Annotated in this window: 25 protein-coding genes and 1 pseudogene; 12 read left to right on the plus strand and 14 right to left on the minus strand. The window is 38.4% G+C overall.

The annotated features are described in order from the left end of the window. Positions 1-486: 486 nt before the first annotated feature. From CIL03_RS19995 to CIL03_RS19915, 4 genes are all read right to left on the minus strand, one after another. Positions 487-999: a DUF6155 family protein gene (locus tag CIL03_RS19995; RefSeq protein ID WP_338061897.1), complete on the minus strand. Its 513-nt coding sequence runs from the start codon at positions 997-999 to the stop codon at positions 487-489. 90 nt (positions 1,000-1,089) lie between these two features. Then, positions 1,090-1,461, minus strand: coding sequence for a hypothetical protein (locus tag CIL03_RS16345; protein WP_094886961.1), 372 nt, complete (start codon positions 1,459-1,461; stop codon positions 1,090-1,092). A 12-nt stretch (positions 1,462-1,473) separates the two neighbouring features. Continuing rightward, entirely contained in the window at positions 1,474-1,941 is a 468-nt protein-coding gene (locus tag CIL03_RS16350; RefSeq protein WP_094886962.1) for a UPF0158 family protein, read from the minus strand. 374 nt (positions 1,942-2,315) lie between these two features. Then, on the minus strand, positions 2,316-2,465 hold the full coding sequence (locus CIL03_RS19915) for a hypothetical protein (protein WP_165767990.1): 150 nt from the start codon (positions 2,463-2,465) through the stop codon (positions 2,316-2,318). A 222-nt stretch (positions 2,466-2,687) separates the two neighbouring features. Between CIL03_RS19915 and CIL03_RS16355 the strand changes: the two genes are divergently transcribed. From CIL03_RS16355 to thrB, 3 genes are read left to right on the plus strand one after another with little or no spacing between them, the layout of a single operon-like run. Next, entirely contained in the window at positions 2,688-3,983 is a 1,296-nt protein-coding gene (locus CIL03_RS16355; protein ID WP_094886963.1) for a homoserine dehydrogenase, read from the plus strand. Next, positions 3,983-5,044: a threonine synthase gene (gene thrC / locus CIL03_RS16360; protein ID WP_094886964.1), complete on the plus strand. Its 1,062-nt coding sequence runs from the start codon at positions 3,983-3,985 to the stop codon at positions 5,042-5,044. Before CIL03_RS16355 ends, thrC begins: the two co-directional genes overlap by 1 nt. Beyond that, on the plus strand, positions 5,041-5,934 hold the full coding sequence (gene thrB, locus CIL03_RS16365) for a homoserine kinase (RefSeq protein WP_094886965.1): 894 nt from the start codon (positions 5,041-5,043) through the stop codon (positions 5,932-5,934). Before thrC ends, thrB begins: the two co-directional genes overlap by 4 nt. Before the next feature lie 197 nt (positions 5,935-6,131). Here thrB and CIL03_RS16370 read toward each other — a convergent pair whose 3' ends face one another. Both CIL03_RS16370 and CIL03_RS16375 read right to left on the minus strand, forming a co-directional pair. Then, the gene (locus CIL03_RS16370; RefSeq protein WP_094886966.1) at positions 6,132-7,328 is read right to left on the minus strand and encodes a class I SAM-dependent rRNA methyltransferase; all 1,197 of its coding nucleotides are present in this window, start codon (positions 7,326-7,328) and stop codon (positions 6,132-6,134) included. Positions 7,329-7,404: 76 nt separating this feature from the next. Then, entirely contained in the window at positions 7,405-7,929 is a 525-nt protein-coding gene (locus tag CIL03_RS16375) for a hypothetical protein (RefSeq protein ID WP_094886967.1), read from the minus strand. 182 nt (positions 7,930-8,111) lie between these two features. Between CIL03_RS16375 and eutH the strand changes: the two genes are divergently transcribed. The 3 genes from eutH (at position 8,112) to CIL03_RS16390 (ending at position 11,400) form a co-directional block, all read left to right on the plus strand. Then, positions 8,112-9,209, plus strand: coding sequence for an ethanolamine utilization protein EutH (eutH, locus tag CIL03_RS16380; protein WP_094886968.1), 1,098 nt, complete (start codon positions 8,112-8,114; stop codon positions 9,207-9,209). Between the two features lie 54 nt (positions 9,210-9,263). After that, positions 9,264-10,370 carry a M24 family metallopeptidase gene (locus CIL03_RS16385; RefSeq protein WP_094886969.1) on the plus strand — a complete coding sequence of 369 codons (1,107 nt, stop codon included), beginning with the start codon at positions 9,264-9,266 and terminating at the stop codon, positions 10,368-10,370. A 97-nt stretch (positions 10,371-10,467) separates the two neighbouring features. After that, entirely contained in the window at positions 10,468-11,400 is a 933-nt protein-coding gene (locus tag CIL03_RS16390; protein WP_094886970.1) for a DMT family transporter, read from the plus strand. 53 nt (positions 11,401-11,453) lie between these two features. Here CIL03_RS16390 and CIL03_RS16395 read toward each other — a convergent pair whose 3' ends face one another. The 3 genes from CIL03_RS16395 to CIL03_RS16405 all read right to left on the minus strand — a co-directional run bounded on the left by CIL03_RS16395 (position 11,454) and on the right by CIL03_RS16405 (position 13,376). Then, the gene (locus CIL03_RS16395) at positions 11,454-11,741 is read right to left on the minus strand and encodes a DUF3219 family protein (RefSeq protein ID WP_094886971.1); all 288 of its coding nucleotides are present in this window, start codon (positions 11,739-11,741) and stop codon (positions 11,454-11,456) included. A 283-nt stretch (positions 11,742-12,024) separates the two neighbouring features. Continuing rightward, positions 12,025-13,026, minus strand: a complete 1,002-nt coding sequence (locus CIL03_RS16400; RefSeq protein WP_094886972.1) for an HAAS signaling domain-containing protein — start codon at positions 13,024-13,026, stop codon at positions 12,025-12,027. Beyond that, the gene (locus CIL03_RS16405) at positions 13,026-13,376 is read right to left on the minus strand and encodes a PadR family transcriptional regulator (protein WP_094886973.1); all 351 of its coding nucleotides are present in this window, start codon (positions 13,374-13,376) and stop codon (positions 13,026-13,028) included. Before CIL03_RS16405 ends, CIL03_RS16400 begins: the two co-directional genes overlap by 1 nt. 181 nt (positions 13,377-13,557) lie before the next feature. On the opposite strand from CIL03_RS16405, the gene CIL03_RS16410 reads away from it, so the two are divergent. Further along, the gene (locus CIL03_RS16410) at positions 13,558-14,001 is read left to right on the plus strand and encodes a YaiI/YqxD family protein (RefSeq protein ID WP_094886974.1); all 444 of its coding nucleotides are present in this window, start codon (positions 13,558-13,560) and stop codon (positions 13,999-14,001) included. An 18-nt stretch (positions 14,002-14,019) separates the two neighbouring features. Here CIL03_RS16410 and CIL03_RS16415 read toward each other — a convergent pair whose 3' ends face one another. Further along, positions 14,020-15,432 (minus strand): glycoside hydrolase family 18 protein, encoded by a 1,413-nt coding sequence (locus tag CIL03_RS16415; RefSeq protein ID WP_094886975.1) that lies wholly within the window; start codon positions 15,430-15,432, stop codon positions 14,020-14,022. Between the two features lie 139 nt (positions 15,433-15,571). On the opposite strand from CIL03_RS16415, the gene CIL03_RS16420 reads away from it, so the two are divergent. From CIL03_RS16420 to CIL03_RS20405, 5 genes and pseudogenes are all read left to right on the plus strand, one after another. Beyond that, positions 15,572-15,919, plus strand: coding sequence for a winged helix-turn-helix transcriptional regulator (locus tag CIL03_RS16420; RefSeq protein ID WP_094887083.1), 348 nt, complete (start codon positions 15,572-15,574; stop codon positions 15,917-15,919). Then, on the plus strand, positions 15,912-16,829 hold the full coding sequence (locus CIL03_RS16425; protein ID WP_094886976.1) for a DsbA family protein: 918 nt from the start codon (positions 15,912-15,914) through the stop codon (positions 16,827-16,829). The genes CIL03_RS16420 and CIL03_RS16425 overlap by 8 nt, the downstream gene beginning before the upstream one ends. Positions 16,830-16,931: 102 nt before the next feature. Continuing rightward, entirely contained in the window at positions 16,932-17,504 is a 573-nt protein-coding gene (locus tag CIL03_RS16430) for a TetR/AcrR family transcriptional regulator (protein WP_094886977.1), read from the plus strand. A 138-nt stretch (positions 17,505-17,642) separates the two neighbouring features. Beyond that, a pseudogene (locus CIL03_RS20400) lies at positions 17,643-18,656 on the plus strand (MMPL family transporter); the annotation flags it as partial. Between the two features lie 330 nt (positions 18,657-18,986). Then, the gene (locus CIL03_RS20405) at positions 18,987-19,703 is read left to right on the plus strand and encodes an MMPL family transporter (RefSeq protein ID WP_420855425.1); all 717 of its coding nucleotides are present in this window, start codon (positions 18,987-18,989) and stop codon (positions 19,701-19,703) included. A gap of 43 nt (positions 19,704-19,746) precedes the next feature. On the opposite strand, the gene CIL03_RS16440 is transcribed toward CIL03_RS20405, so the two are convergent. The 4 genes from CIL03_RS16440 to hflX form a co-directional block, all read right to left on the minus strand. Further along, positions 19,747-20,307: a hypothetical protein gene (locus CIL03_RS16440; RefSeq protein WP_094886979.1), complete on the minus strand. Its 561-nt coding sequence runs from the start codon at positions 20,305-20,307 to the stop codon at positions 19,747-19,749. Beyond that, the gene (locus CIL03_RS16445; RefSeq protein WP_094886980.1) at positions 20,304-21,263 is read right to left on the minus strand and encodes a hypothetical protein; all 960 of its coding nucleotides are present in this window, start codon (positions 21,261-21,263) and stop codon (positions 20,304-20,306) included. The genes CIL03_RS16440 and CIL03_RS16445 overlap by 4 nt, the downstream gene beginning before the upstream one ends. A 118-nt stretch (positions 21,264-21,381) precedes the next feature. Further along, entirely contained in the window at positions 21,382-22,284 is a 903-nt protein-coding gene (locus tag CIL03_RS16450; RefSeq protein WP_094886981.1) for a macrolide 2'-phosphotransferase, read from the minus strand. Positions 22,285-22,287: 3 nt separating this feature from the next. Further along, positions 22,288-23,559 (minus strand): GTPase HflX, encoded by a 1,272-nt coding sequence (gene hflX, locus CIL03_RS16455; RefSeq protein ID WP_094886982.1) that lies wholly within the window; start codon positions 23,557-23,559, stop codon positions 22,288-22,290. Positions 23,560-23,811 lie beyond the last annotated feature (252 nt).

Below are 23,811 nucleotides of genomic sequence, written 5' to 3' on the forward strand. Positions count from 1 at the left end.
TTCATATTTTTGATTCAGCAGCATCAGCTTCACCTCTTACTTCCAGTATAGAACAAACGTTTGTGTTCGTCAAGCGTTTTGCTGCCGCAAATCGAAATTCATCTCCCCCTTACCACTGGGTTACACCTTTCACGTGCTTGAAGAGGGAGACTTCTTTCGAAAAGCTATAAAAAAAGTTTGCTCTCATTTAGTGAAAACAAGCTTTTTATTTACCTCACACCCGCATTTACTGTTTTACTTGCCTGACTTGCATGTAATTTCTTCAATGCAAATCTAGCTATCGGCTGTGCACTATATTGTTTAGCGTAACAATCTTGTCCATTTCGCTGACAGTTATCGGATCTTGGATTGGCATATTTTAATTTCAACTCCCGAAAAAAATCAACACATTAATGATAGGATGGTGTACCGTTGCTATCCTATCATTAATGTGTTTTCAAGAATCAGTGAAATTATTAAATAATAATCTGACCTGTAATTCATCTATTATTCAACCCAACTGATTGAATAGTACAAGTCCGCAAGTCCATCATGGTATCCCCAGCCAATACCATCTGATTCAATGACTACTGAATATAGTCGATCCCCAAATTCCTTAAATAGTTCTTCGTCTTTTTCACATTCCGTGACAACTTTGTCGTACATGGAGTACATACTGGAATAGAATTTTTCATCAATATCACCGTATGTATTTGTAAATTCTGTTCCAACCTCAACATAAGTTAACATTAAGTCAACTGTTCTCAAGTGATCATTTGTTAACTTTTTAAAGTTAGTAATTGCAGTTTTAGCTTTTGCCAAACGCATTTTTCCAAATCCTTTATTCGGGAAAAATTCATCTTCTATTTCTTTCTTTGTACTTTCATACAAATCATGAATCGTTTCTTCTCCCAAGAACTTCACAGATAGGTATTGCTGTACATTTGGATCGAGCTTATAGAGTTCAGCAACTAAACGGATAAGCTCCTTTTGTCGTATTCCTTGAGTTTCTTTTTTAATTCAGGAATTTTGATTTTAGTGATTTTTGCCATTTCCCATCCATCCCTTTAATTTTAAAAGTTCTAATCTCTTCATTTCTATAGAATTGTTCTATTTCCCCTTACTTTTAGCCCGCACATAATGCGTAGAATACAATTCTTCCATATAGGGACTGTCCGACTTCGAAAAGCGCAGGCGTTTCTTTGGCCCTTTTCCCCAGGATTTATATACAGTGGTGGATGGCTTTAGATTTTGCTCCTTTGCAACTTTCTTTAATGTCTTTAGTGTATGATTCAGTTTGGCAAGATTTCCAACTGTTACTTTTTCTAAATAAGAAATTCTTTTAAAACGCCAATTTTCCATCTGCTTGGGAGTAAGCCTTTCCATTTTAATAAGAAGGTCCACCGGGCTGATGTATCCTTTTTCAGTCATTAATTCTGCTGCATGCCTCCGAACTCTCTTTTCAATTTTCTTTTCACTCATGAAATACCCTTCCTATTTTGTATAATCCAGATCGTGCTGTTCGCAAAATTCTATCGCGATTTGTTTATAGCATTCATCTCGATACGCATACCAGTCCTCTTCCAGATCCAGTTCAAAAACTCGATCCTTAAACCTTCTAAAAGCTCCCCTGCCCTGAATTGCCCGAAGTAAACTATTCCTTGCTTTTGGGGCCTCAACTGAATAGCTAAAGTTCTCGATCATTCTATATTCATGAATATCAAATTCTGTTGGAAGTTCCACATAGTTTTCCTCATTTTCAATAACATCATATGCCTCTTCCAATTCTTCCTGCTGCCAATCCTCTAAGTCTTCAAAGGCCTCTCCTTCCTCCGCCTCCCGCAAATATTCAGTAGGAATGAAAGTCACTTCGCCAGTTTTAATGTTTAATAAACTGCTGCTTCCCTCAAATTGCATCTCCATTCCATCTACAATCTCTGAAATCTTCACTTTAGTTTTCAAATTAAGTCAACTCCTTTGAATCTGCAATAAATGCTCATCCTTTTCTTCTATTTTATATGAAAATATACTCCAGCAAAAGACAGTATACAAGATTTTTTGGTTAATTTACTCTAAATAAGAGCCAATAACTTATATTAAATATGTTATTGGCTGGCCAAGGTGCAGAAACGGGAAAGTTTATAAAGACTATTCAGTCAAAAGAGCACTTTATCTGGCCTAATCATGTATTCATTCGGTCGCATGTACAATTCGTCCGGTCTAATCCAAGCATTGTCCGGTCCTGCACCTCTAAAAGTATTTATCGCTGAAATAAAAGACTTACTTCTCCCCTCTGCTTTTACAGAATTCCATACGACAGCAAAGGGAAGAAAACATCACCTTTTTTTCCGAAAAAGTACAACAGATATGATACCCGCCCCAAGGCCGACTGCCCCTCCAGCTTCCAAATTGCCAAGTAACAATCCGATTCCAGCACCCAAAAATAAACAAACAGCAAATGTAAAACCAGCTCCGGCATATTCCATTTTGACACCCCATTGTTTTGTATAATAACTAGTTTATTAGGAAAGGAACACTTTGGTTAATCAGCAATCCAGTGAGTTTTTTCAAAACCGCAATATTGTAAGCGTTTTTATGAATAATTCTAAAAATTCGCTATTGCTATACTTCATTATTCGTGTTTAAATGACTAATAAACAATTACAAAAATATATTTATTTAGATAAAATTTCATATGAGGTGATCTTGTGGGAAACAAAGTGTCTGTCGGCCTGTTAGGATTAGGCGTAGTAGGCTCTGGAGTTATAAAACTTATTGAAAATCATCAGGAAAAGCTTGTTCACCAGCTCGGCTGTGATGTGCAGGTGAAAAGTGTGTTGGTTCGAGATCTTGAAAAACAGCGTGATGTTAATACAGACCGGACGTTTCTTACCACAAATCCAGATGATGTATTAAACGACCCCGAAATTGATGTCATTGTAGAGGTAATGGGTGGCATTGATGAGGCCCGTCAGCATATTTTAAAGGCTTTTTCCGCGAAAAAACACGTAGTAACAGCAAATAAGGATTTAGTAGCACTGCATGGTCAGGAACTGCAAAAAGCTGCAAGTCAAAATAAATGTGATTTTTATTATGAGGCAAGTGTCGCTGGTGGCATCCCAATTTTACGTGGAATTACGGAAGGTCTTTCTTCCGATCGTATTCAGCAGGTAATGGGAATTGTTAATGGTACAACAAACTATATACTGACAAAGATGGATAATGATGGAATGAGCTATGAAGACGCATTGAAGGAAGCTCAGGAACTGGGTTTTGCTGAAGCAGATCCTACCGCAGATGTAGAAGGATTGGATGCTGCAAGAAAAATGGCTATTCTGGGTCGATTGGCGTTCTCTACTGATGTTGACCTTGAGGATGTGGAAGTTTCCGGCATTAAAAATATATCACTGGAAGATTTACAACATGGAAACAAGCTTGGCTATACAATGAAACTGATAGGTAATGCCAATTTTTCCAATAAACAGCTGGAAGTGGATGTTCAGCCTACATTGCTTTCCAAAGAACATCCTTTATCCGATGTAAAAAATGAATATAATGCTGTGTATGTATATGGTGAAGCTGTCGGGGAGACAATGTTTTACGGCCCGGGAGCAGGAAGCCTTCCAACAGCCACAGCAATAGTTTCCGATGTTGTTGCTGCGATTAAAAACATGCTTTTGGGTGTAACCGGAAATCAACTTGTGGAGCCACATTTTAACAAACAGCTGAAAACACCTGCTGAAAGAGTGGGACAATATTACGTACGGATGCATGCCAATGATGCGCCCGGCGTATTTTCTGCAATCTCATCATTATTTAATAAATTTGAAATCAGCCTTAAACATATCCTGCAAACACCATTTAAAGATGGTTTAGCAGAAATAGTTTTAGTGACACATCAAACATCATTGGAAAATTTCCGTAATACCTTGAAAGAGCTGCATCAGTTAGACGGGGTATTGGACATAAGCAGCTATTATAAAGTCGAAGGAGATGCTGAATAATGAATTGGGCAGGGCTGATTAAACATTACAGCGAATATTTACCGGTATCTGAAAAAACACCTGAGCTTACACTGAAAGAAGGTAATACACCACTTGTCCATTTTCCAAATCTTTCTGAGCAACTGGGTATCGAACTGTACGGAAAGGTAGAAGGTGCCAACCCAACCGGTTCTTTTAAGGACCGTGGAATGGTAATGGCCGTAGCTAAAGCGATTGAAGAAGGAAGCAATTCCGTAATCTGTGCATCTACTGGTAATACTTCTGCTTCAGCTGCTGCCTATGCAGCAAAAGCTGGCATCTGTGCTATTATCGTGATTCCAAAAGGGAAGGTTGCAATGGGCAAGCTTGCTCAGGCAATCATGTATGGTGCAGAGATCGTAGAGATAGATGGAAACTTCGATGATGCTTTAAAAATGGTGCGAGAACTCAGTAAGAAAACTGACGTAACATTGGTAAATTCAGTCAATCCATACCGTTTAGAAGGCCAAAAAACAGCAGCATTTGAAGTCTGTGATCAGCTCGGAATTGCACCTGATATTCTTGCTATTCCTGTAGGCAATGCAGGAAATATCAGTGCTTACTGGAAAGGATTTAAGGAATACCATGAATTAAAACAGACAGGCCTGCCTAAAATATTTGGTTTTGAAGCTGAGGGCGCTGCTGCAATTGTAAAAAACCAAGTAATTGAACAGCCTGAAACTATCGCTACCGCTATCCGAATTGGGAATCCAGCCAGCTGGGAGCTCGCAATTGCAGCAAGAGATGAATCCAATGGGGCAATTAATTCCGTAACTGATAAAGAAATAGCGAATGCATTCAAACTATTGGCTAGCAAGGAAGGGATCTTCGCCGAGCCTGGATCCTGCGCTTCCATCGCAGGACTTATCCAGCAATGTGAAAAAGGAACAATTGAGAAAGGCAGTAAAGTAGTAGCTGTTCTTACTGGAAATGGACTGAAAGATCCGCAAACAGCTATTGACCAGCTTGATGTTAATCCTGTATCATTGCCAAATGATGAAAAAGCAGTAATGGATTATGTGGAATCTATGGTGAGCCAATGAGCAGTTTTACCATCAAGGTTCCAGCAAGCACTGCGAACATAGGTCCCTGCTTTGATTCAGCAGGTGGCGCTTTAAATCTTTATTTAACTTTACAAGTATCAGAAGCGGATAATTGGGAGTTTGAACAGCGCTCCCCATTATTGCCTGCAGATACACATTACGAGGATAATTTCATTTATAAAATTGCTAAACAAACAGCAGAGCGTCATGATAAACAGCTTCCAGCATGTAAAGTGATCGTTACTAGCGAAATTCCACTGGCACGCGGTCTTGGCAGCAGTGCTTCCGCCATTGTGGCTGGTATCGAGCTGGCAAATCAGGCATGCAAGCTTTCACTGTCTCCAAAAGAAAAGTTGCAATATGGAACTGAAATCGAGGGTCACCCTGATAATATAGCCCCAGCATTGCTGGGTGGAATAGTCTTTTCAGTAATCACATCGGCTAATGAAATCGATTGGATTCGATTAGCGGACTTTAATCTGGATGTTATTGTATATATTCCCAACTTTGAACTTAAAACAGAAGAAGCAAGAAATGTACTCCCGGCAAATTACTCAAGGGAACAGGCTACTTCTGCAAGCAGTATAGGCAATGTTATGATTGCCTCTCTCTTAACCGGTGATTACGTTTTAGCTGGAAAAATGATGGAAAAGGATTTATTTCATGAACCATTTAGAGCAAATCTCATCCCAAATTTCGGGCGCATTAAAAAAGAGGCCAAGCTATCTGGTGTGTACGGCACAGTAATTAGCGGGGCAGGACCGACAATGATTTCCTTCGCTCCCAATGGAGAAGGACAAGCCATTGCTGAACATATGGAGACAGCGTTTGGGGATTATCAGGTTAAAACTTTGGAAATTGATCGGGATGGTCTTCAAGTTATAAAATAGTTGGGTAGAGCTGTGGAATAATCCACAGCTCTTTTATTTTACCTTATCATCCAAAAACTAAACAGTCCTGTCATTACATGGAACAAAAAGATTTTGCTCGACTAGGGTGTGAATATTATTCTCCCTGAAGAGCTTTAGTTCAAATATACAAATTAAGAAGTCTGCTTTGAAAAAATATCAAAACAGACCTAAACTTTTCATCCACTTTTCTTTACTACCAGCACTTTCAAATAATTTCCCTGTGGAAAGTTTCGGTCCACCTGGAAGTCTGCTGGCAGCGAAAACTCTTCAAGGATTTTATATTTAACATTCATGTCACTGAATGCCTCACGTATAAAACCTTTAAATTTCTTCATGCCAAATGTCGCATTATTCGTTGAAGCAATAATGACACCGTTTTTCTCCGTTATTTCAATTGTGTCTTTAATGAGTGAAGGGTAATCTTTTGCTGTGCTGAACGTACGTTTTTTTGAACGGGCAAAACTCGGCGGGTCCAGAATAACCAAATCGAACTTCAAATTCTTCCGCTTTGCATAGTTAAAATAGTCAAAGACATCCATCACAATTATATCCTGCTGCTCAAAATCAATACCGTTCACACTGAACTGCTCGATTGTCTTAGCTTTACTGCGTTTCGCCAAATCGACACTTGTTGTCTTCATAGCTCCACCAAGTGCAGCAGCGACAGAAAAGGCTCCTGTATAGGAAAATGTATTTAACACATTTTTATCCTTTGCATATTTATCCCGTATCACCTTTCGAACATCACGCTGATCCAGGAAAACCCCAACCATTGCACCATCATTCAAATAAACTGCATAGTTTACTCCGTTTTCCTTTACAATTATTGGGAATTCTCCACGTTCACCTTTCAGAAAATCGTCATCATCAATATATTGGCCTTTTGTGTCAAAGCGCTTTTTCTCATAAATTGCTTTATAATCTCCAAGTTCGTCAATTGCTCGAATTACCAATTCCTTAAATGTATAAATTCCTTCACTGTACCAGCTGATTAAATAATACCCATCAAAATAATCAATTGTCAGTCCGCCAATACCATCACCTTCCCCATTGAAGACGCGAAAAGCATTGGTATTTTCATCCTTATAAAACGACTGCCTTTTATTGATTGCTGTCAGAATTTTTGTTTTGAAAAAAGTAAAATCAATTTTTTCTCCCTGTTTCTCAGTTAACACCCAGCCAAGTCCTTTGTTTTGCTTTCCATAATAGCCTTTCGCAATGAACTGGTTATTCTTATCCAGTAGGTGAATAATTCTGCCTTCTTCTTTCAAGACATTTGGGTTAGTGATGGCATCTTTGCTTATCAGTGGATACCCGCTTTTATATTTGTTTATAAAATTTCCTTTTACTTTCAAATCGATTACCGGCTTCATAGTTTCATCCTATCTCGCTTTTTCCTCATTATCGCATGCTGAATGAAAAAGTGAAAGGATTCACTGGACCAGTCAATTAGAAATACGGATAATCAGGATCTCCTGTGTTATGCTGTTCGGGGAAAAGAAACCGCTCAACATAAGGAGAAGAGATATTATGAAGCAGAAAGTTAGCGCCTATCTCAATCATACACACTTTGGCATCTTCCGCAGTCCGCTTGCCGGTCACGATATCATTGAATAGGTTTATTGACAGCATATTCATTTCTTCCTTATCACAAATAGCTGTGACTTCCCCCCTTGTACGGTCCGGATAACAGCTTCCATCGTAAAATGCAATGTCATCAAACAAATCGACTGGTGTTCTATAATTAATTGTCTGCTCCAAAAAATCCGGATGCGGTGTTGGAAAATTATGTGGTACAGCATCACGATGGACAATTGTTCGCTTCCATGGGCCGTTGTTATGCCAAATTAGCCTGCTTGCTGTCGCCTCCTGTGGAACTCCGTACTTCTCAATAATTTTCATTGCCCCTTCTTTCTGCTTCTCTGGCCAATTCGCAATTATTTGCTTTACAAAATCTGAAAGCTCATTATTCATACAGATACCTCCCCATGCAGTGTATGTGGGAGATATCTAAATGGTACTTTAAAGAACATTTGATTCTATAGAATATATTTTGCCAGCTTGTTATAATTGGAACTCATTTAGTTTTCTGATACATTGACTTTTAAAGCAATAGTTTTCGGTTAGATGAGTATGCTTGAGAATGGGGAAGAGTTATGGGTATTAACGATATTATTATTTTCATCGTAGCAGGTTTTGTTTGTTTAGGGGCAATTGATAAATGTTTAGGGAATAAACTGGGTTTTGGTGAGCGGTTCACAGATGGCTTTAAGGCGATGGGTCCGCTTGCTCTGGCTATGGTCGGAATCATATCATTGGCACCTGTTATCGCATCTGTTTTAACTCCCGTAATCGCCCCGGTCTACGGTCTGATTGGAGCAGATCCTGCTTCATTTGCGAATACTATTTTAGCAATAGATATGGGCGGCTATTCATTAGCGCAAGAAATGGGAGAAACCCCGGATGCAGCTTTGTTCTCATGGGTGTTTTTAGGAACAATGATGGGTGTAACCATTGTTTTTACGATCCCGGTCGCACTTGGAATTATAGAAAAGGAAGATCATCCCTATTTTGCAAAAGGAGTTTTATTGGGACTAATCACTATTCCCATAGGCTGTCTCGTTGGTGGATTGGCTGCAAACTTAAATATTGTAATGATCCTAAAGAATTTATTGCCAACCATTCTTTTTTCCATATTTATTGCCATCGGATTATGGAAAAAACCAGAAAAAATGATAACCGGTTTTTCAATCTTTGGCCGGTTTGTGGAAATCATAGCCATTATAGGTTTAACCGCCATCATTATTGAAACATTAACAGGCATTGTCGTTATCCCGAACATGGCACCAATCAGTGAAGGCATTCAGATTGTCGGTTCAATCGCGATATTTCTTGCTGGAGCATTTCCAATGGTTTTGTTTATTTCTAAAGTATTTAAAAAACCACTGGATAAAATAGGGGAAAGTCTCGGAATTAATGATGTTTCAACAGCTGGCTTTGTGGCGTCACTTGCCCATAACATCCCAATGCTGACATTATTAAAGGATATGGACCCTAAAGGAAAAGTGATCAATGTAGCTTTTGCAGTCAGCGGTGCTTTTGTATTTGGTGGCCACTTGGGCTTTGTCGCTGGAATCGAAAAGGAAATGGTATTTGCAATGATTATTGGAAAACTTACCGGAGGAATCAGTGCGGTGCTTCTAGCTATTATTACTTCAAGAAAACCGGAAAAATCGCTGAAGCAAAGTGCCTGAACTAATCAGGTGCTTTGCTTCTATATCTAATAGCAAAAAATTGGAGGTCATTCAATGGCAATTAACTACAATACCCGACTAAAAAAACTACAAGACAGCTTAATTAAAAGCAATGCGGAAGCAGCAATGATTACTTCACCAGCAAATATTTTCTATTTCACCGGATTTAATTCTGACCCGCATGAGCGGTTCATGGCTTTAATTATTGATTGCCGTACCGATGAATTCATCCTATTTGTACCTGCGTTGGATGAGGAAATCGCAGCTAATGAATCTTACATTCAAACTATTATCCCTATATCCGATGAGGAAGACCCATTCACCAAACTAAAAGAAAAGCTGGGCGAGGATGTTACGCGCATCGAACTTGAAATGAAATCGGTAACCATGTTTCAGCACAAGCAATTGTCATCTGTATTTCCAAATGTTACCTACCATGACCTCCAGCCAATCATTAATGAACAAAGGCTGAAAAAGTCCAGAAGTGAACTGGTATATATGCAAAAGGCTGTTGATATTATTGAGAAAGTACTGGCCGCGGGGATTAAAAAGGTTAAAATCGGTATGACAGAAAATGAATTAACAGCAGAATTAGAATACTTAATGAAGAAATTCGGTGCAGCCGGTCCGTCTTTTTCTACGATTGTTCTCTCCGGTGAAAAAGCGGCTTTACCACACGGGACTCCAGGAGAACGTAAATTTCAGAATGGTGACTTTTTGTTAATTGATTTTGGAGTCATAACAAAAGAAGGCTATTGTTCAGATATTACGAGGACTTTCATTATTGGAGAGGTATCTGAGAAACAGAAAGAAATCTATAACATCGTACTCCAATCGAATCAAGCCGGCATAAAAGCAGTAAAAGCAGGAGTACCACTAAAAACCTTTGATATTGAAGCAAGAAATGTCATTCAAGAAAATGGCTATGGAGATTACTTTAACAATCGTGTTGGGCATGGCCTAGGCATCGAAGTTCACGAAGAGCCATCAATCCATGAGAACAATGAACTGATAGCTGAAAGTGGCCTGCTCTTTACAATCGAGCCAGGTATTTACATCCCTGATTATGGGGGAATTCGTATTGAAGATGAGGTTTATATCAATGAAGATGGCGAAGCTGAAATACTGACTTCCTTTTCCCGAGAATTACAGATCTTGTAGAAAAATTCTTTTCCATCGCTTCCAGCCGAATATTTGATAATCTATTCACTATAAAGATACATTTAAAATTTGTTCTAATGATTGGAGATAGAATTAGATGGGAATGCCAGTTGTCTACGCATCGATCATATTTGTAATGATTTTATGGGGCTTTAATGTTATTGCAATTAAAGTTATCGTAGAGCAATTTGCCCCTGTTACAATTACATCTCTGCGTATTTTGTTAGCTGCTATTGTTGTATGGATCATTTTATGGAAACAAAAGCACATTCGATTGCCAAAACACAAAGAGATTCTGTATGTTTTTCTTGCTGCCTTGACTGGGGTTCTCAGCCATCATTTCTTTTTATCCGTTGGACTAACGAAGACAACTGCTTCCAGTACTGGGGTGATACTCGGAACAGTCCCGCTTGCTACATCGATTCTTGCGGCTATTTTACTAAAAGAAAGGTTAACTGTTTTAAGAATTTCAGGACTTATTCTCGGTTTAATTGGAGTATCCATAGTTGTCCATGCAGGAAACTCCGGTCAAATGAGTGTTAATCTTGGTGATATCTATATATTCCTTGCTGTTTTATCACAAGCCTTAAGCTTTATTTATATAAAAAGGGCTTCGGAGACGATGAGAGCAAGTTTAATTACGGGGCTTATATTGCTGATAGGAGCAATTTTACTCTTTATCACTAGCCTTATAATGGAACCAGTTGGGCTATCCAGTTTAAAAAATGGAACAGTTATCGGTTGGGGTGCTTTTCTAGCTTCAGGCATTCTAGCGACAGGAGTAGGTCATTTTCTATATAATTATGCAATTCAATATGTAGGAGCAGGCAAAACTTCTATCTTTTTAAACATGACCCCTTTTTTCGCATTAACAGGCTCTTATCTATTTTTAAATGAGATGATCAAAATCGAACAAATTCTTGCTTTTCTAATCATTGTTATAAGTGTCATCCTCGGTTCAGGCCTCGGTGATAAATATGTTAAAAAGAAGCGAGGTTTGAGTGAAGTGAGAGTTAAAAAAACTCAATAGTAACCAGAAAAGTTATTGAAGCAAAGTGCCTGTACCAATCAGGCACTTTGCTTCTACCCTTTTTCTATTAACTCCAGTCTAAAATCTCCAACCGCACCCTCTTCATACAGATTCGTGATCGAGGTGAAATAGTTATGAATCGTTGCAGGGAATTCCATGTTTTCTTCCGGCACCCGAACAACAAAATGATTCTCATAAAGTAATGTAGTTACATCATGATAATCATCACTTGTCACTTTAAAATCAATCTTTACTTTTTGCAGCTCCTTCCCCTGTTTGATTACCTTTTCTTTATCAAAATGGACCGCATCAATTGTTAAGTCATTCAATATTATTTTCATTGCAAAACCTCCTTGAATAATCGTACCATGTCACCTATAAGTCATTGAAAGTGAAACGCCTTAAGCTGAACTGAGTTTATGGAGTATAATGATGAAATGTGAACTTTGGCATTAAATTTTAGAATTTCAGCATTTTACGGAAATCCAACCCAAAAGTAGAAAGTTGTACAACTTTAAGTGAAGTCAGCAGGCGCACCTCTCTCCGTCAGCCCCATCAGCATAAAAAAACACGCTACTGATTACAAATAATCAATAGCGTTCCAATTTATTTAAAAAGTCTTATTTATTTTTTCCTGGATCTAATAATACTATCAATAACATCCCATAGCAGGCTAAGCGCCAAAAAGATTAGAATCCACGTTGTAGAGTGTTCCCAAATCTTACTTACCGTACCAAATGCCTCGCTGCCCTCACTTATAACCCCAGATTCAACTAGTTCATTCATAAAGTTCGGATTCCAGAATTCCGAACCTGTAATCATTAGCATTACAGCAGCTAATGAAACCAGATTAACTGCTGCTGTATAAACAACAAGCTTTGATGTCCACTTTCCATAAACAAGCTTCAGACATTCTTTTAAAATACAGATCCCCAATATGAGAATAATAAATGGAAGATAGTTACCATGAGTTTCTTCATTTAAAAATGGTACTACACCAGAGAAATTGTCGCGAAATAACCAGACACCGAAAAACTCATTTGAAAAAGAAAAAAACATGATCGCAACAACATAAAATATGATTCCAGCAATCGGGTCAGCGCGTTTGATTTGCCGTTTGGTATCTGGAATGGCTGGCAAATCCGATGGTTTCCACTTTTTATCAAATTGCATATCTTCTGCTTTAACCCCGCCAAAATAATCTGCAAGTACAAATCCGAGTGTAGTCCATCCAATTGCAGATGGAACCGCGGTAACAGAAGAAACTATAAATTCAACAAAGTGATCGAGGATAGAAATCGGATCAATGATGGACTTTATAACAAAGGTGGCAATTATACCAATAGCCACAGCAGTCATCACAATTTTCATCACTAAAACATAAGAATCAAAAAGTTCAGGTCCAATTATATAGTTTCTGTCCCCTCTATATCTCCGTGCCAGATGCTTCGGATTCCCTAATTCTAAAAGCACCTCTTCCACATCTCTATATGTTATATCTCTGCCCTCAGCACGTTCATCCAGCATATCCTCAATGAGACCACGCAGCTCCTCTGCAATGTCTTCTCTTTGTGATTGCGGCAGTTTTTGTGTAACAGCATAAATATACCGTTCAATCATTTCCATTACTTTCCCTCCCCTTCATCTTCTATTAAATGATTCAGACTGCTAACAATATTTTTCCACTCCGCTACCAGCAGTTCAAAAACCTCTTTGCCTGTTTCACTCAATAAATAATATTTTCTTGGTCTTGATTCATTCGTGTCCCATTTACTGTCCAGAATTCCTTGTTTTTCAAGTCTTCGCAGCAACGGATATAGGGTCCCAGGCTCAACCTGAATTCCTTTCTCATCAAGCATAGTTACAAGTGAATATCCGTATTGCGGTTCTGACAGCTGGCTTAACACACCAATTGTAATTGTTCCCCTTCGAAGTTCCTGCATTAATTTATCTATATGTTGTTTTGCGTCACCCATCTAATCAACTCCTGAAAATATTATACTGTATGACACACACTATTGTAAAGTATATATTAATATAAAATTTGTGTTATTTTCATTTAATCATATTTGCAATAGTCAGTGGGGGGTTAAACTGTAGACAATTAAGCAATTCTGCTATACTGTTCACAATTACTAATTAGTGGAGGAATTTACGATGAAGGTTTACGTTGATGCTGATGCTTGTCCTGTTAAAGACATCATTATTTCACAAGCTTCAAACGCAGAAATCCCTGTCATTCTTGTGACTAGCTTTTCTCATTTTACGAATGAAGAACAACCACCCGGTGTGGAAATAATTTATGTTGATACAGGTGCGGATGCCGCTGATTACCGGATTATGAAGCTAGCTCAAAAAGAAGATATCATCGTGACACAGGATTATGGCCTTGCATCCCTTGCACTGGCAAAAGGCTGCATTGTTCTGCATCATAAAGGTTTTGTCTATACGAACGATAATATTGATCAGCTGCTGCAAACCCGTTATTTAAGTGCAATGGCAAGAAAAAGTGGAAAACGGACGAAAGGACCAAAACCATTTACAGATGAAGACAGAGAAAAATTTGGTGAGCTTTTTAAAGGAACACTCGAGCAGCTATAAAGCTCACCATAATTTCAATCATAATTTCCTGATTGTAAAATTATCCTGCAACACTGGCCAATTTTGCGGAAATGGACTGCCTAATACCCAATAACTGGATCCTCTCAGTCCATATTCCTTCACCGTATCATATTTCACCTGCATACTTCGTGCATCTTCAAACCAGACTTCATGACGCTGCCCATTTTCATCTGTATACCTGAAGAATGGTGATTGATAGGTTTCATCATACTGAATCGCCACACCATATCGTGCTGCTAAATTCACTGCTTCCTGAGGACTTACTGTTCGGGCGAATGTCCCTTCTTCCCATGGTATGTTCCAATCCCGCCCATACAACGGTACCCCCATCATTATTTTGTTTCGAGGAATAACAGTCACAGCATAATCAAGTACTTTTCGAACTTCATTAATTGGCGCAATTGCCCACGGTCTGCCACCAGCCCACCCCCATTCATATGTCATGATCACTACAAAATCTACTATTTCTCCATGAGCCTGATAATCATGTGCCTCGTAAAGCAGTCCCTGCTGATCACCGGTAATCTTGGGAGCCAATGCTGTCGAGACCGAAAAGCCCTCGGGATGAAATCTCGCAACAACCCTTCTTAAAAAGTTATTGTAGTTTTCGCGGTCCTCCGGATAAACATATTCAAAGTCAAAATTGACACCAGAGTAACCTTTTTGCCGCATTGTATTCAATAAATTAGTTATCAATGTTTCCTGCAGATCTGCATTTCGCAAAACAGCAGCAGCAAGATCAGAATTAAAACTGCCTTCAACAAAATTTGTAAGTACAAGAAGTGGGGAAACATTTGTTGCCCTCGCTGCCTCCAAGATTGCTGAATCTCCTAATTCAGTTATCGATCCATCTGCTCTTATGCTATAAGTAAATGGTGTCAGGTACGTGAAATTCCTGCCTAATCGAAGCACTTCCTGCCTTCCTTGCTCATCCATCTGTGTTGTATATGCATTTACCTCAGTAACAGGTTTATCGCTATTCGGCACTCGAATAATCTGCCCGGCATAGATCATCGAAGGATTTAATATATTATTTATCCGGATAAGCTCATTTATGGCAACACCATATTGATTTGCAATAGCCCAAAGTGTTTCACCGGGCTGAATAGCATGCGGAATATATGGTGAAAACAGCATCTGTCCAGCATAAATTAAGGCTGGATTCGTTATATTATTAAAAGCAGCAAGTTCCCCGACAGTAACACCAAACCCTTGAGCAATAACCCATAAATTATCTCCTGGCTGAACTACATATTCCTGGCCAGTTTCAGGTATAACAAGCACCTGCCCTGCAACAAGCGTATTAGGATTTTCCAGCTGATTAGCTAAAATTATCTGGTTAATGTCTGTAAAATAAAGCTGAGCTATACGCCATAACGTATCTCCGCTTTCTACAGTATGAATTTGCACAGTTCTCTCCCCCAAGTAAAATAGTTACATTTCATGATATTCACCCAGCCAATGTCTGTGAAAATGCAATTAAAAATAATATTTATACTTGATATATTTTTTATACATGATATACTTATTATATCCGGAGGTGATTGTGATTAATACTTGTCCATATATTGAAGCTTCATTTCAAATATTAGGCAGAAAATGGAATGGACAAATCATCCATTATCTATCACTTTGTGAGGATGGTACGTCACATTTTTCTGAAATAAAAAAGGATTTTACCGGGATTACATCAAGGGCACTTTCCATAAAACTATCCGAGCTTGTTGAGTTTGGCTTAATAGAAAAGAATATAACCAGTGGTTCTCCTGTAACAATTTCATATGAACTAACAGAAAAAGGAAGAACCCTTGCAAATGCACTGAAGCCTATTCAAAAATGGGCGCAAGTTTATTTAGATGAGGCTGTTACAGCTAAGAAGGAAAAATTTAATGATTAAGAATAAAATGGTTTGCGATGCAGAAACAGGAATATGCGGCGAGGCTGGTGATGAGACAATGGAGATGATTGATCTTAACCCCAAAAAAACGATTGATCTTTATTATGTAACCGATCCAATTTGTTCACATTGCTGGGCATTGGAACCAGTACTTCGCCGTTTTGTTGAACAATACGGTCATTATTTCAACTTCAAAACGGTGATGGGTGGTTTGCTCGATAAATGGGGCGATGGATTCGCGGATGTACAAAACGGAATTGGCGGTCCTGCTGATGTCGCTGGTCATTGGAGAGAAGTGGGCGAACATTCACGTATGCCAATTGATGGTTCACTATGGTATGAAGACCCAGTACAATCCTCATTTCCACCATCCCGTGTTTTTAAAGTTGTACAAAAATACGATGAAAAACTTGCACCTGTATTTTTACGGAAAGCAAGAGAAGCTGTTTTTGCATTCAATAGAAACATCGGGGATGAACAGGTATTAACAGAGCTTGTGAATCAGATCGGACTTGATGGAAAGGAAGTTATCAAGGAAGCAAATCTTTCAACTGGGCAGGATCTGTTAAATCAGGACTTTGCACTTGCAGGACAGCTTGGTGCAAGAGGATTCCCTACAATCATCATGGTAAATGAAGAGAATAAAGGTGTGAAAATTGTGGGTGCACGTTCATTGCAAGACTATGCAAATGGACTGAAACAGGTTATGGGTGAAAAAGAAATACAATCAAAAGCGCGTCCTGAGCTCACTAAACTTCTGGAAAAAGATGATCTGCTGTTTTCAAAAGAAATTGAGGTAATGTATGACCTCCAGGAAAATGAAGTGGAAGACTTTATTCAAGGAAAACTTCCTTCTGAAAAGTACACTCAAAAGGAAATTCTCGGTGAAACTTATATTGAAAGAAACTAATCAAAAGAGTATTAGCATAGTTTTCTGCTGATACTCTTTTATGTTATTTCCAAGCTTTGTTTAGGTGTAATTTTAGATTATAATAAGAACCGAGGTGAGCACATGGCAAGGGAAAGAAAATTCTCCAAAGAATTGTTATACAGTACAACCAGGGATACTCTTCTTAACCATGGTTACGATGGTTTTACTTTTGGAAAAGTTGCTGAACGACTAAAGGTATCGAGAGGTACTTTATATAAGTATTTTGAAAACAAAGAGGAATTAATAACGGATTATATGGTTTTTGAAATGGAAAGATTTCTAATTGAATTACAGAAAATAGACGAATATGAAGGATTTCAGGCTCAGTTTGAATACTTATTGGAAATTATTCTGGAAGATAGTGAAATTCATCAGATACGTGGCATAGCCTTTGAAATACCGGCTATCAATAACAAAGTAAGCGCCAATATTGAACAAATAAAAGCACTTCATCAGGACATGTATCGATATTTACAGGGTTTTGTTGATTTGGGAAGAAATGAAAATCGATTAAAACAAACCATTCCCGATAGCCTAATCTTAGGTTTTATTTTCCAGACAGTTGATATACCAAACCATTTTGGTGTACCAACGGCAAAATGGAATGCTTCAATAAAAGAGGTTATACGTCATGGAATGTTCACAGAAAATTAATTGACACTTATGTTACTTTGAATGATAATGGTAAAGTGACATAAGTGTCATTATTATTTTCATTCTCAATTAGAAGGGAATTACATAATGAAAAATCTCTTAAATTTTATTACCGATTGTGTGACCACAAAAAAAGGAATGTGGATTACGGTTAGCATCTGGCTTGCCGCAACCTTGTTATTATCAGTATTTGCTCCAGGTGCAAAGGATTACGAAGTTTCCAGTTTGGATTCGATACCGGAAGATGCGCAATCTGTTGTTGCACAAAGTAAGGTTGACGAATATTTTAAAAGTAATGAAGGAATCCCAGCAATTTTAGTTTTCCAAACAGAAGAGAATGAGCTGGAACTGACCGATTTGACTGAAATTGTTTCAAGCATCAGTGAAGAAAATGTGGAAGGAATCGAATCAATTGTTCCTTTGGGAGAATTGCCTCCACAGGCAACGGAAAGTTTCTTCTCTGAGGATGGTACTACTGCAATTGTCCCATTAAACTTTGATCCATCCTTTGAAACTACTGATATTCAGAATTCACTGGATGAAATTTATAATATTGCAGAGCAAACAGACTTATCCTTATATGTTACAGGACCAGCTGGAATTGCAGCAGATACAAATGATCTATTTTCCAGAGCTGACCTCGTTCTTATTCTGTCAACTGTAGGAATTATATTGGTATTGCTTGTTGTCATATACCGGTCTCCTGCACTTGCATTAATTCCGTTATTTGCAGCTGCATTTGTTTACGGTGTTGTAAACCAGCTGCTGGGTTTACTAGGTAAAGGAGGTCTGCTTTTAAGCAACCAGTCTTTATCCATTATGAGTATATTATTATTTGCTGCGGTCATTGATTATTCTTTATTTGTTTTTTCAAGATATCGGGAAGAATTGAAGATACATGAAGATAAACACAGTGCAATGCGATTTGCGATGAGAAATGTAGGTATTCCTGTATTTTATTCAGGAGCAACCGTTTTGGCAGCGATGCTTGTGTTGTTCTTTGCAGAATATGAAGATTCCCGGAATTTTGCTCCAATTTTCGGTACAACAATGGCAGTCGTTATTCTTGCATCTGTCACACTTGTCCCTGCGCTATTTACGATTTTTGGGAGAAAGTCATTTTGGCCTATCATTCCACGTGTCGGGGATCAACATGTTAAGACCAGTTCTTTTTGGAGCAGGGTTGGTCGTTTTGTAGCAGCAAAACCTATCATTTCCGTTGCTGTTATTGGTATTTTCCTTATAATATCTGCGACCAACGTACTTAACACAAGCTATGAATTTGATAACCTGAAATCCTTCCCTGATGATATGCCTTCTCGTGTTGGTTATGACATTCTGGAGGAAAAATTTGAAGCTGGAGATTTAGCTCCAACAACTGTCCTGTATGAGTCAGATGAATCAATCAGCGAAGAACAAAGAAATGAATTAATGAGCAGCCTGTCTGAACAGGAGCTTGTAAGCAATATTCGAATCGATGGAATGACTGAGGATGAAAAGGTTATTTCCTACAGCATGACATTTGAAATGAGCCCATATGCAAATGAAACAATGGATGCGCTTGAAGCGATTATTAATGATTCAGGACAAATTACCGAGAATAATAATCTAAGTGGAGAGCTGTATTTTGCTGGAGAAACAGCCACAGCAATCGATGACAGATCTGTCAATGAGCGGGATCTTGCTGTCGTTATAACAATAGAAACAATTTTAATCTTTGTAATGCTGATTTTCTTAACAAAATCATTCAGAATGCCAATTTATATGATGGGTACAATTCTGGTTTCTTATGTTGCAGCACTCGGACTGGGTATGTTCTTAACTAATTTGTTTTTTGATATAGAAAATATAAGCAACCGCGTGCCAATGTATTCATTTGTTTTCCTTGTCGCGCTCGGGATTGATTATAACATCATTCTCATATCGCGGTTTATGGAAGAACGGCAAAAATATCCTGTTAAAAAAGCAGTTGAAATTGCTGTTGCCAATACAGGTGGAGTAATTTCCTCTGCAGGCCTTATTTTGGCCGCAACCTTTGCGGTACTGATGACACAGCCAATTGAATTTTTATTTGTCTTTGGTTTTATTGTGGCGGTCGGAATTTTACTGGATACATTCCTGATCCGGGGTGTATTGCTGCCAGGATTGCTTGTTTTATTTGAGAAGGATAAAGCCGGTACAACGGAAGTAAATAAATAAACCGATATGAAAGAGCGTCCATACTGATCTGGACGCTCTTTGTTTACACAGTAATCGATTCCTTCCCTTCATCATCTACATCCCGGAAACTGAGCAGCAGAACCATAAAGATAACTTCCAGGATTAAAGCAATTATTGTCGTTATCATTGTATAGCCAGACTGGATATTCCGTGATAAATTCATCGTAAATGGTATTCCTATTTGAATGGCAAACATAACGATCATATATTCTTTAAATATCTTTGCTGTTCTGTTTTCCAGTTTCATCTCGTTTCTATCTTTAACAATTTCCATCATGATCTGAAATAAATAAAACGTGAGTATCAATTTCAGCAATACCAGCAGGGTAAAGTAAATCCCCCACATGCTCAACAAATTTTCAATTGTATGCTGTGGAATGAAAAGAGTCGGGATTGATAGCAAACAGAGAAAGATTGCCATAGAATAGGCTTTATTTCCAGCTGCGAATTTCCCAGGCAGCTCAGTAATTCCCGCCCCTATGAGAAAATATCCCACAGGGTTAGGCAAAATATCAATAAAAATATGAATATCTATCAATACAAGCAGGAAGCCTAAAAATATTTTCCGGAATGAATTCCTCATTTGGAATCACCTGCTTTCTTTTCAGCAATAATCTCATTGATTTTCTCTTGGCTGACAGATGGCCAATTCTTTACATGAACTCTCGAATGAAAAGATTCTCCATTCCCTGAAGTACCTTTTATAGTAATAGGAAAGTCCAGATACCTGCTGCGGTTCTGTACAAACTTCATGGATATTTCCAGGTATTCATCCTGCTCGAGCTGAAATGGAAATAATTCGTTTTGCAGATATACTCCTGGAAACTCATCCCATTTGGAATCAAATTTTTTATTAAATCGTTTTTCCGAACTTTTGAATTGTGCCGCAGTATCTTCCAGTCCCTCTAATACAGCTTTGCCCGAGGTAAGCTTTATCGCCATTTCATCTTCTATCTGAGCTGCAAAAGGGATACTGAATTCCTCAACGGTCAATGTATTCTCAGCTTCTAATGTATCGCTGCTTTCCCCAAGATTATTTGAAATTCCTGTTATGTGAGCAAGACCACTTGGCGTTTGCTCTTCTTTTACAATCTCAACTTCTCCTATATCAGCATTTAATTTCTGGTTATCTGAAAAGACAATCTCCATTTTTCCAAACGACCATTCTCCAGTTTTCTCATCCAAAGGAATTTGGTCAACTGGAATATCAAAAGTGACTGGAACAATATAATGATGGGTAAATTCCTTTTCAAAATAAATTTGCGGCTTACCCGCTTCCCAAAAGGAAGCATTACGAAATGGTGAAGGGTATACTTCTATCCCATTTATATTAGCGTACTGTACCGTAGAAGGATTTTGTTTATTAGTTAAATAGTAAAAGGTAAGCTGTGTCTCCATTTGCTGCTCCATTATATCCTGTTTATAATAATGTTCCATAAATATCGGCTCATCCAATTGCTTTGACTGAAAATAAATATAGTTGCCGATTCCGCTTAAGATAACCAAAACGATTCCCGTCCATAAAAACCTTTCTTTCATCATGCTTCCCCCTGATTCTATCTCTCTACAATAACTATTCTAGAAAATGAATTAATTTCCTTTAAACATAAAGAAAAACCTGCTTTGAATTTAGTCAAAACAGGTTTCAGCAATTCTATTACTTCTCAACACCAAGCATTTGCTTAGCCATTTCTTCATATTCCTTTAATCCAGAAACCATGGCAAACTCAGCAATTGCCACAGGAAATGCTGCCGAAATCTCATTGATATGCTCGAACATTTTCGGCCAAACATATCCCCCAGCTTTTTCGTATTCATGAATTAATTCCTTCAGAGCATCTTCTCCGAAAGTTGCAAGATGTGTGACAAAGTCGTGTCCCGGATCATCTACACGAGCTTCAGTCCAGTCAATGAATCCTGTAACTCCAGCATTTTCATCGATTAGAATATGGCCGGCATGCAGGTCACCATGGATCAGTGCAGTCTGATTTGGCCAGAGTTCGTCATTTCCCAGCCATTCCTGCCAACGGTTCATGAGCTTCTCATTCACACCAAAAGCAGATTTAACCTTTTCCATTCTCTCCCTCATCGAACTCTTTAAATCTTCCGGACGCAGCACAGACAGGCCTGCCTTCCTTGCCTCGTCATGATCTATCCTATGCAGTGCTGCCATTGCATTACCCAGTGTTTCATGAAATCTTGCAGGGACATTTTTCTCATCAATTCCCCATACATATGCTTTTACTTCAGGGTCAATTGTGCCTGCGGGAATACCTTTTAAAAGCTTATAGGCAATTATTTCAGAAGAAAATATAGTCCACTCTGGTGCTTGAACCGGGATCTTATTACCCACTAAATCTAAAATATCCTTCTCCTTCTTAGCCCTCCGCAGAACATCTTCACGTCTGGGAAAACGCAGAACCCAATTTTCGCCCGTGACATCAGTTGCAAACACTACCTGAAAATCAAGTCCGGATTCGTTATATTTCAGTGAATTATGATCTACTTCCAAGCCATGCCTTTTAGCCTTTTCGATAATTTGTTCGCTTGATAATGCCATAGGTCATGCCTCCTCTTTTGTCTTGATAACATATTGCGCAAACTTTTCCGCGTCTGCCATTTTACATTCTACAATTAATTTTGTTCCATTTGCTTCATAGTCCTCCAACAATACATTGGCATGTTCGTTAAAATACGAGACAACCTCACCATCTGTATAAGGGACCAGCAATTCGCAATGAATGTAATCACTGAAAATATGTTCACTGATGATTTTTGCAAGCTGATTTACTCCAATCTTTTCGCCAGCCGATAAATAAATCGTATTTTCGTCAACTGCCGGATATTTTAGCTCTGTCAAATCTGCTTTGTTGTAAGCATAAACTACCGGGATATCGTCTGCTCCAATTTCAGCCAGTATTTCATTGGTAAGCATGCGCTGGTCTTCGTGGTTTGGATTTGAAACATCAATAACATGAATAAGAAGATCTGCTTCTGTTACTTCCTCCAATGTCGACCGGAATGCTTTTACAAGGTGATGTGGCAGCTTATTGATAAAACCTACCGTATCTGTCAGCAGGAAGGTTTGATTGGTATCGAGCTTCACCTTTCGTACTGAAGTTTCCAATGTTGCAAACAGCATATTCTTTTCAAATACATGTTTATCTTTTCCCTGATTATATGATTCCAACACCGCATTCATCATGGTTGATTTGCCTGCATTTGTATAGCCTACCAGCGAAACAACCGGAATTTCATTTTTCGCACGTTTTTTCCGCTGAAGCTTGCGCTGGTTAACTAAACTCTCGAGTTCTTTGCTTAATTGAGAAATTTTCTCTTCAATCTTTCTTCTGTCCAACTCTAGTTTCGTTTCACCAGCACCTCTGTTTTTCAGTCCAGCTCCGCCACCTTGACGACCAAGTGACTCGCGGCTCCCTATTAATCTTGGAAGCATGTATTTCAGCCGAGCTACCTCTACCTGCAATTTGGACTCCCGCGTTTTCGCACGTTTAGCAAAAATCTCTAGTATCAGCATCGTGCGATCTATTACTTCCGAATCCAGTTCCGCTTCCAAATTGCGAATTTGTGATGGAGATAACTCATCATCACAAATAATTGTCTCTGCAGTCTTCTCCTCAATCATTATTTTTAAATCGTCTAATTTACCTGTTCCAATATAATAGCCCTGATTTGCCCTGTTCAGGTTTTGTGTGATCTCACCAACAGCTATAATGCCACACGCGGCTGCAAGATTTTTCAGTTCATACATCGAATATTCGAATTCCTCAGGATTACCTTTACTATTTACTCCAACTAATACAGCTTTTCTTCTCATAACTATTTCCCTCCAATTTTTACATATCAAAAAAACACAGACCCCTGCCTGTGTTTTAGTAAACGGGAAATAGTCCAGTCCTTAACAACTGATATGTTCCCATAGGGAAAATTTATACGAAAAAATAATTGTATCGCCAAGTCAGCTGCAAGTTCCCTAATTTATTTGTTTGCCTTATGTTTTTAGGACAATAAAAAAGAAGGTAGACCTCTCCCCTTCTTTTTTACTTTACATTTATAAAAAGGTTTCCTT

It is taken from the genome of Virgibacillus indicus, assembly GCF_002266285.1.
In the GTDB taxonomy this organism is placed as follows: Bacteria; Bacillota; Bacilli; order Bacillales; family Amphibacillaceae; genus Virgibacillus_K; species Virgibacillus_K indicus.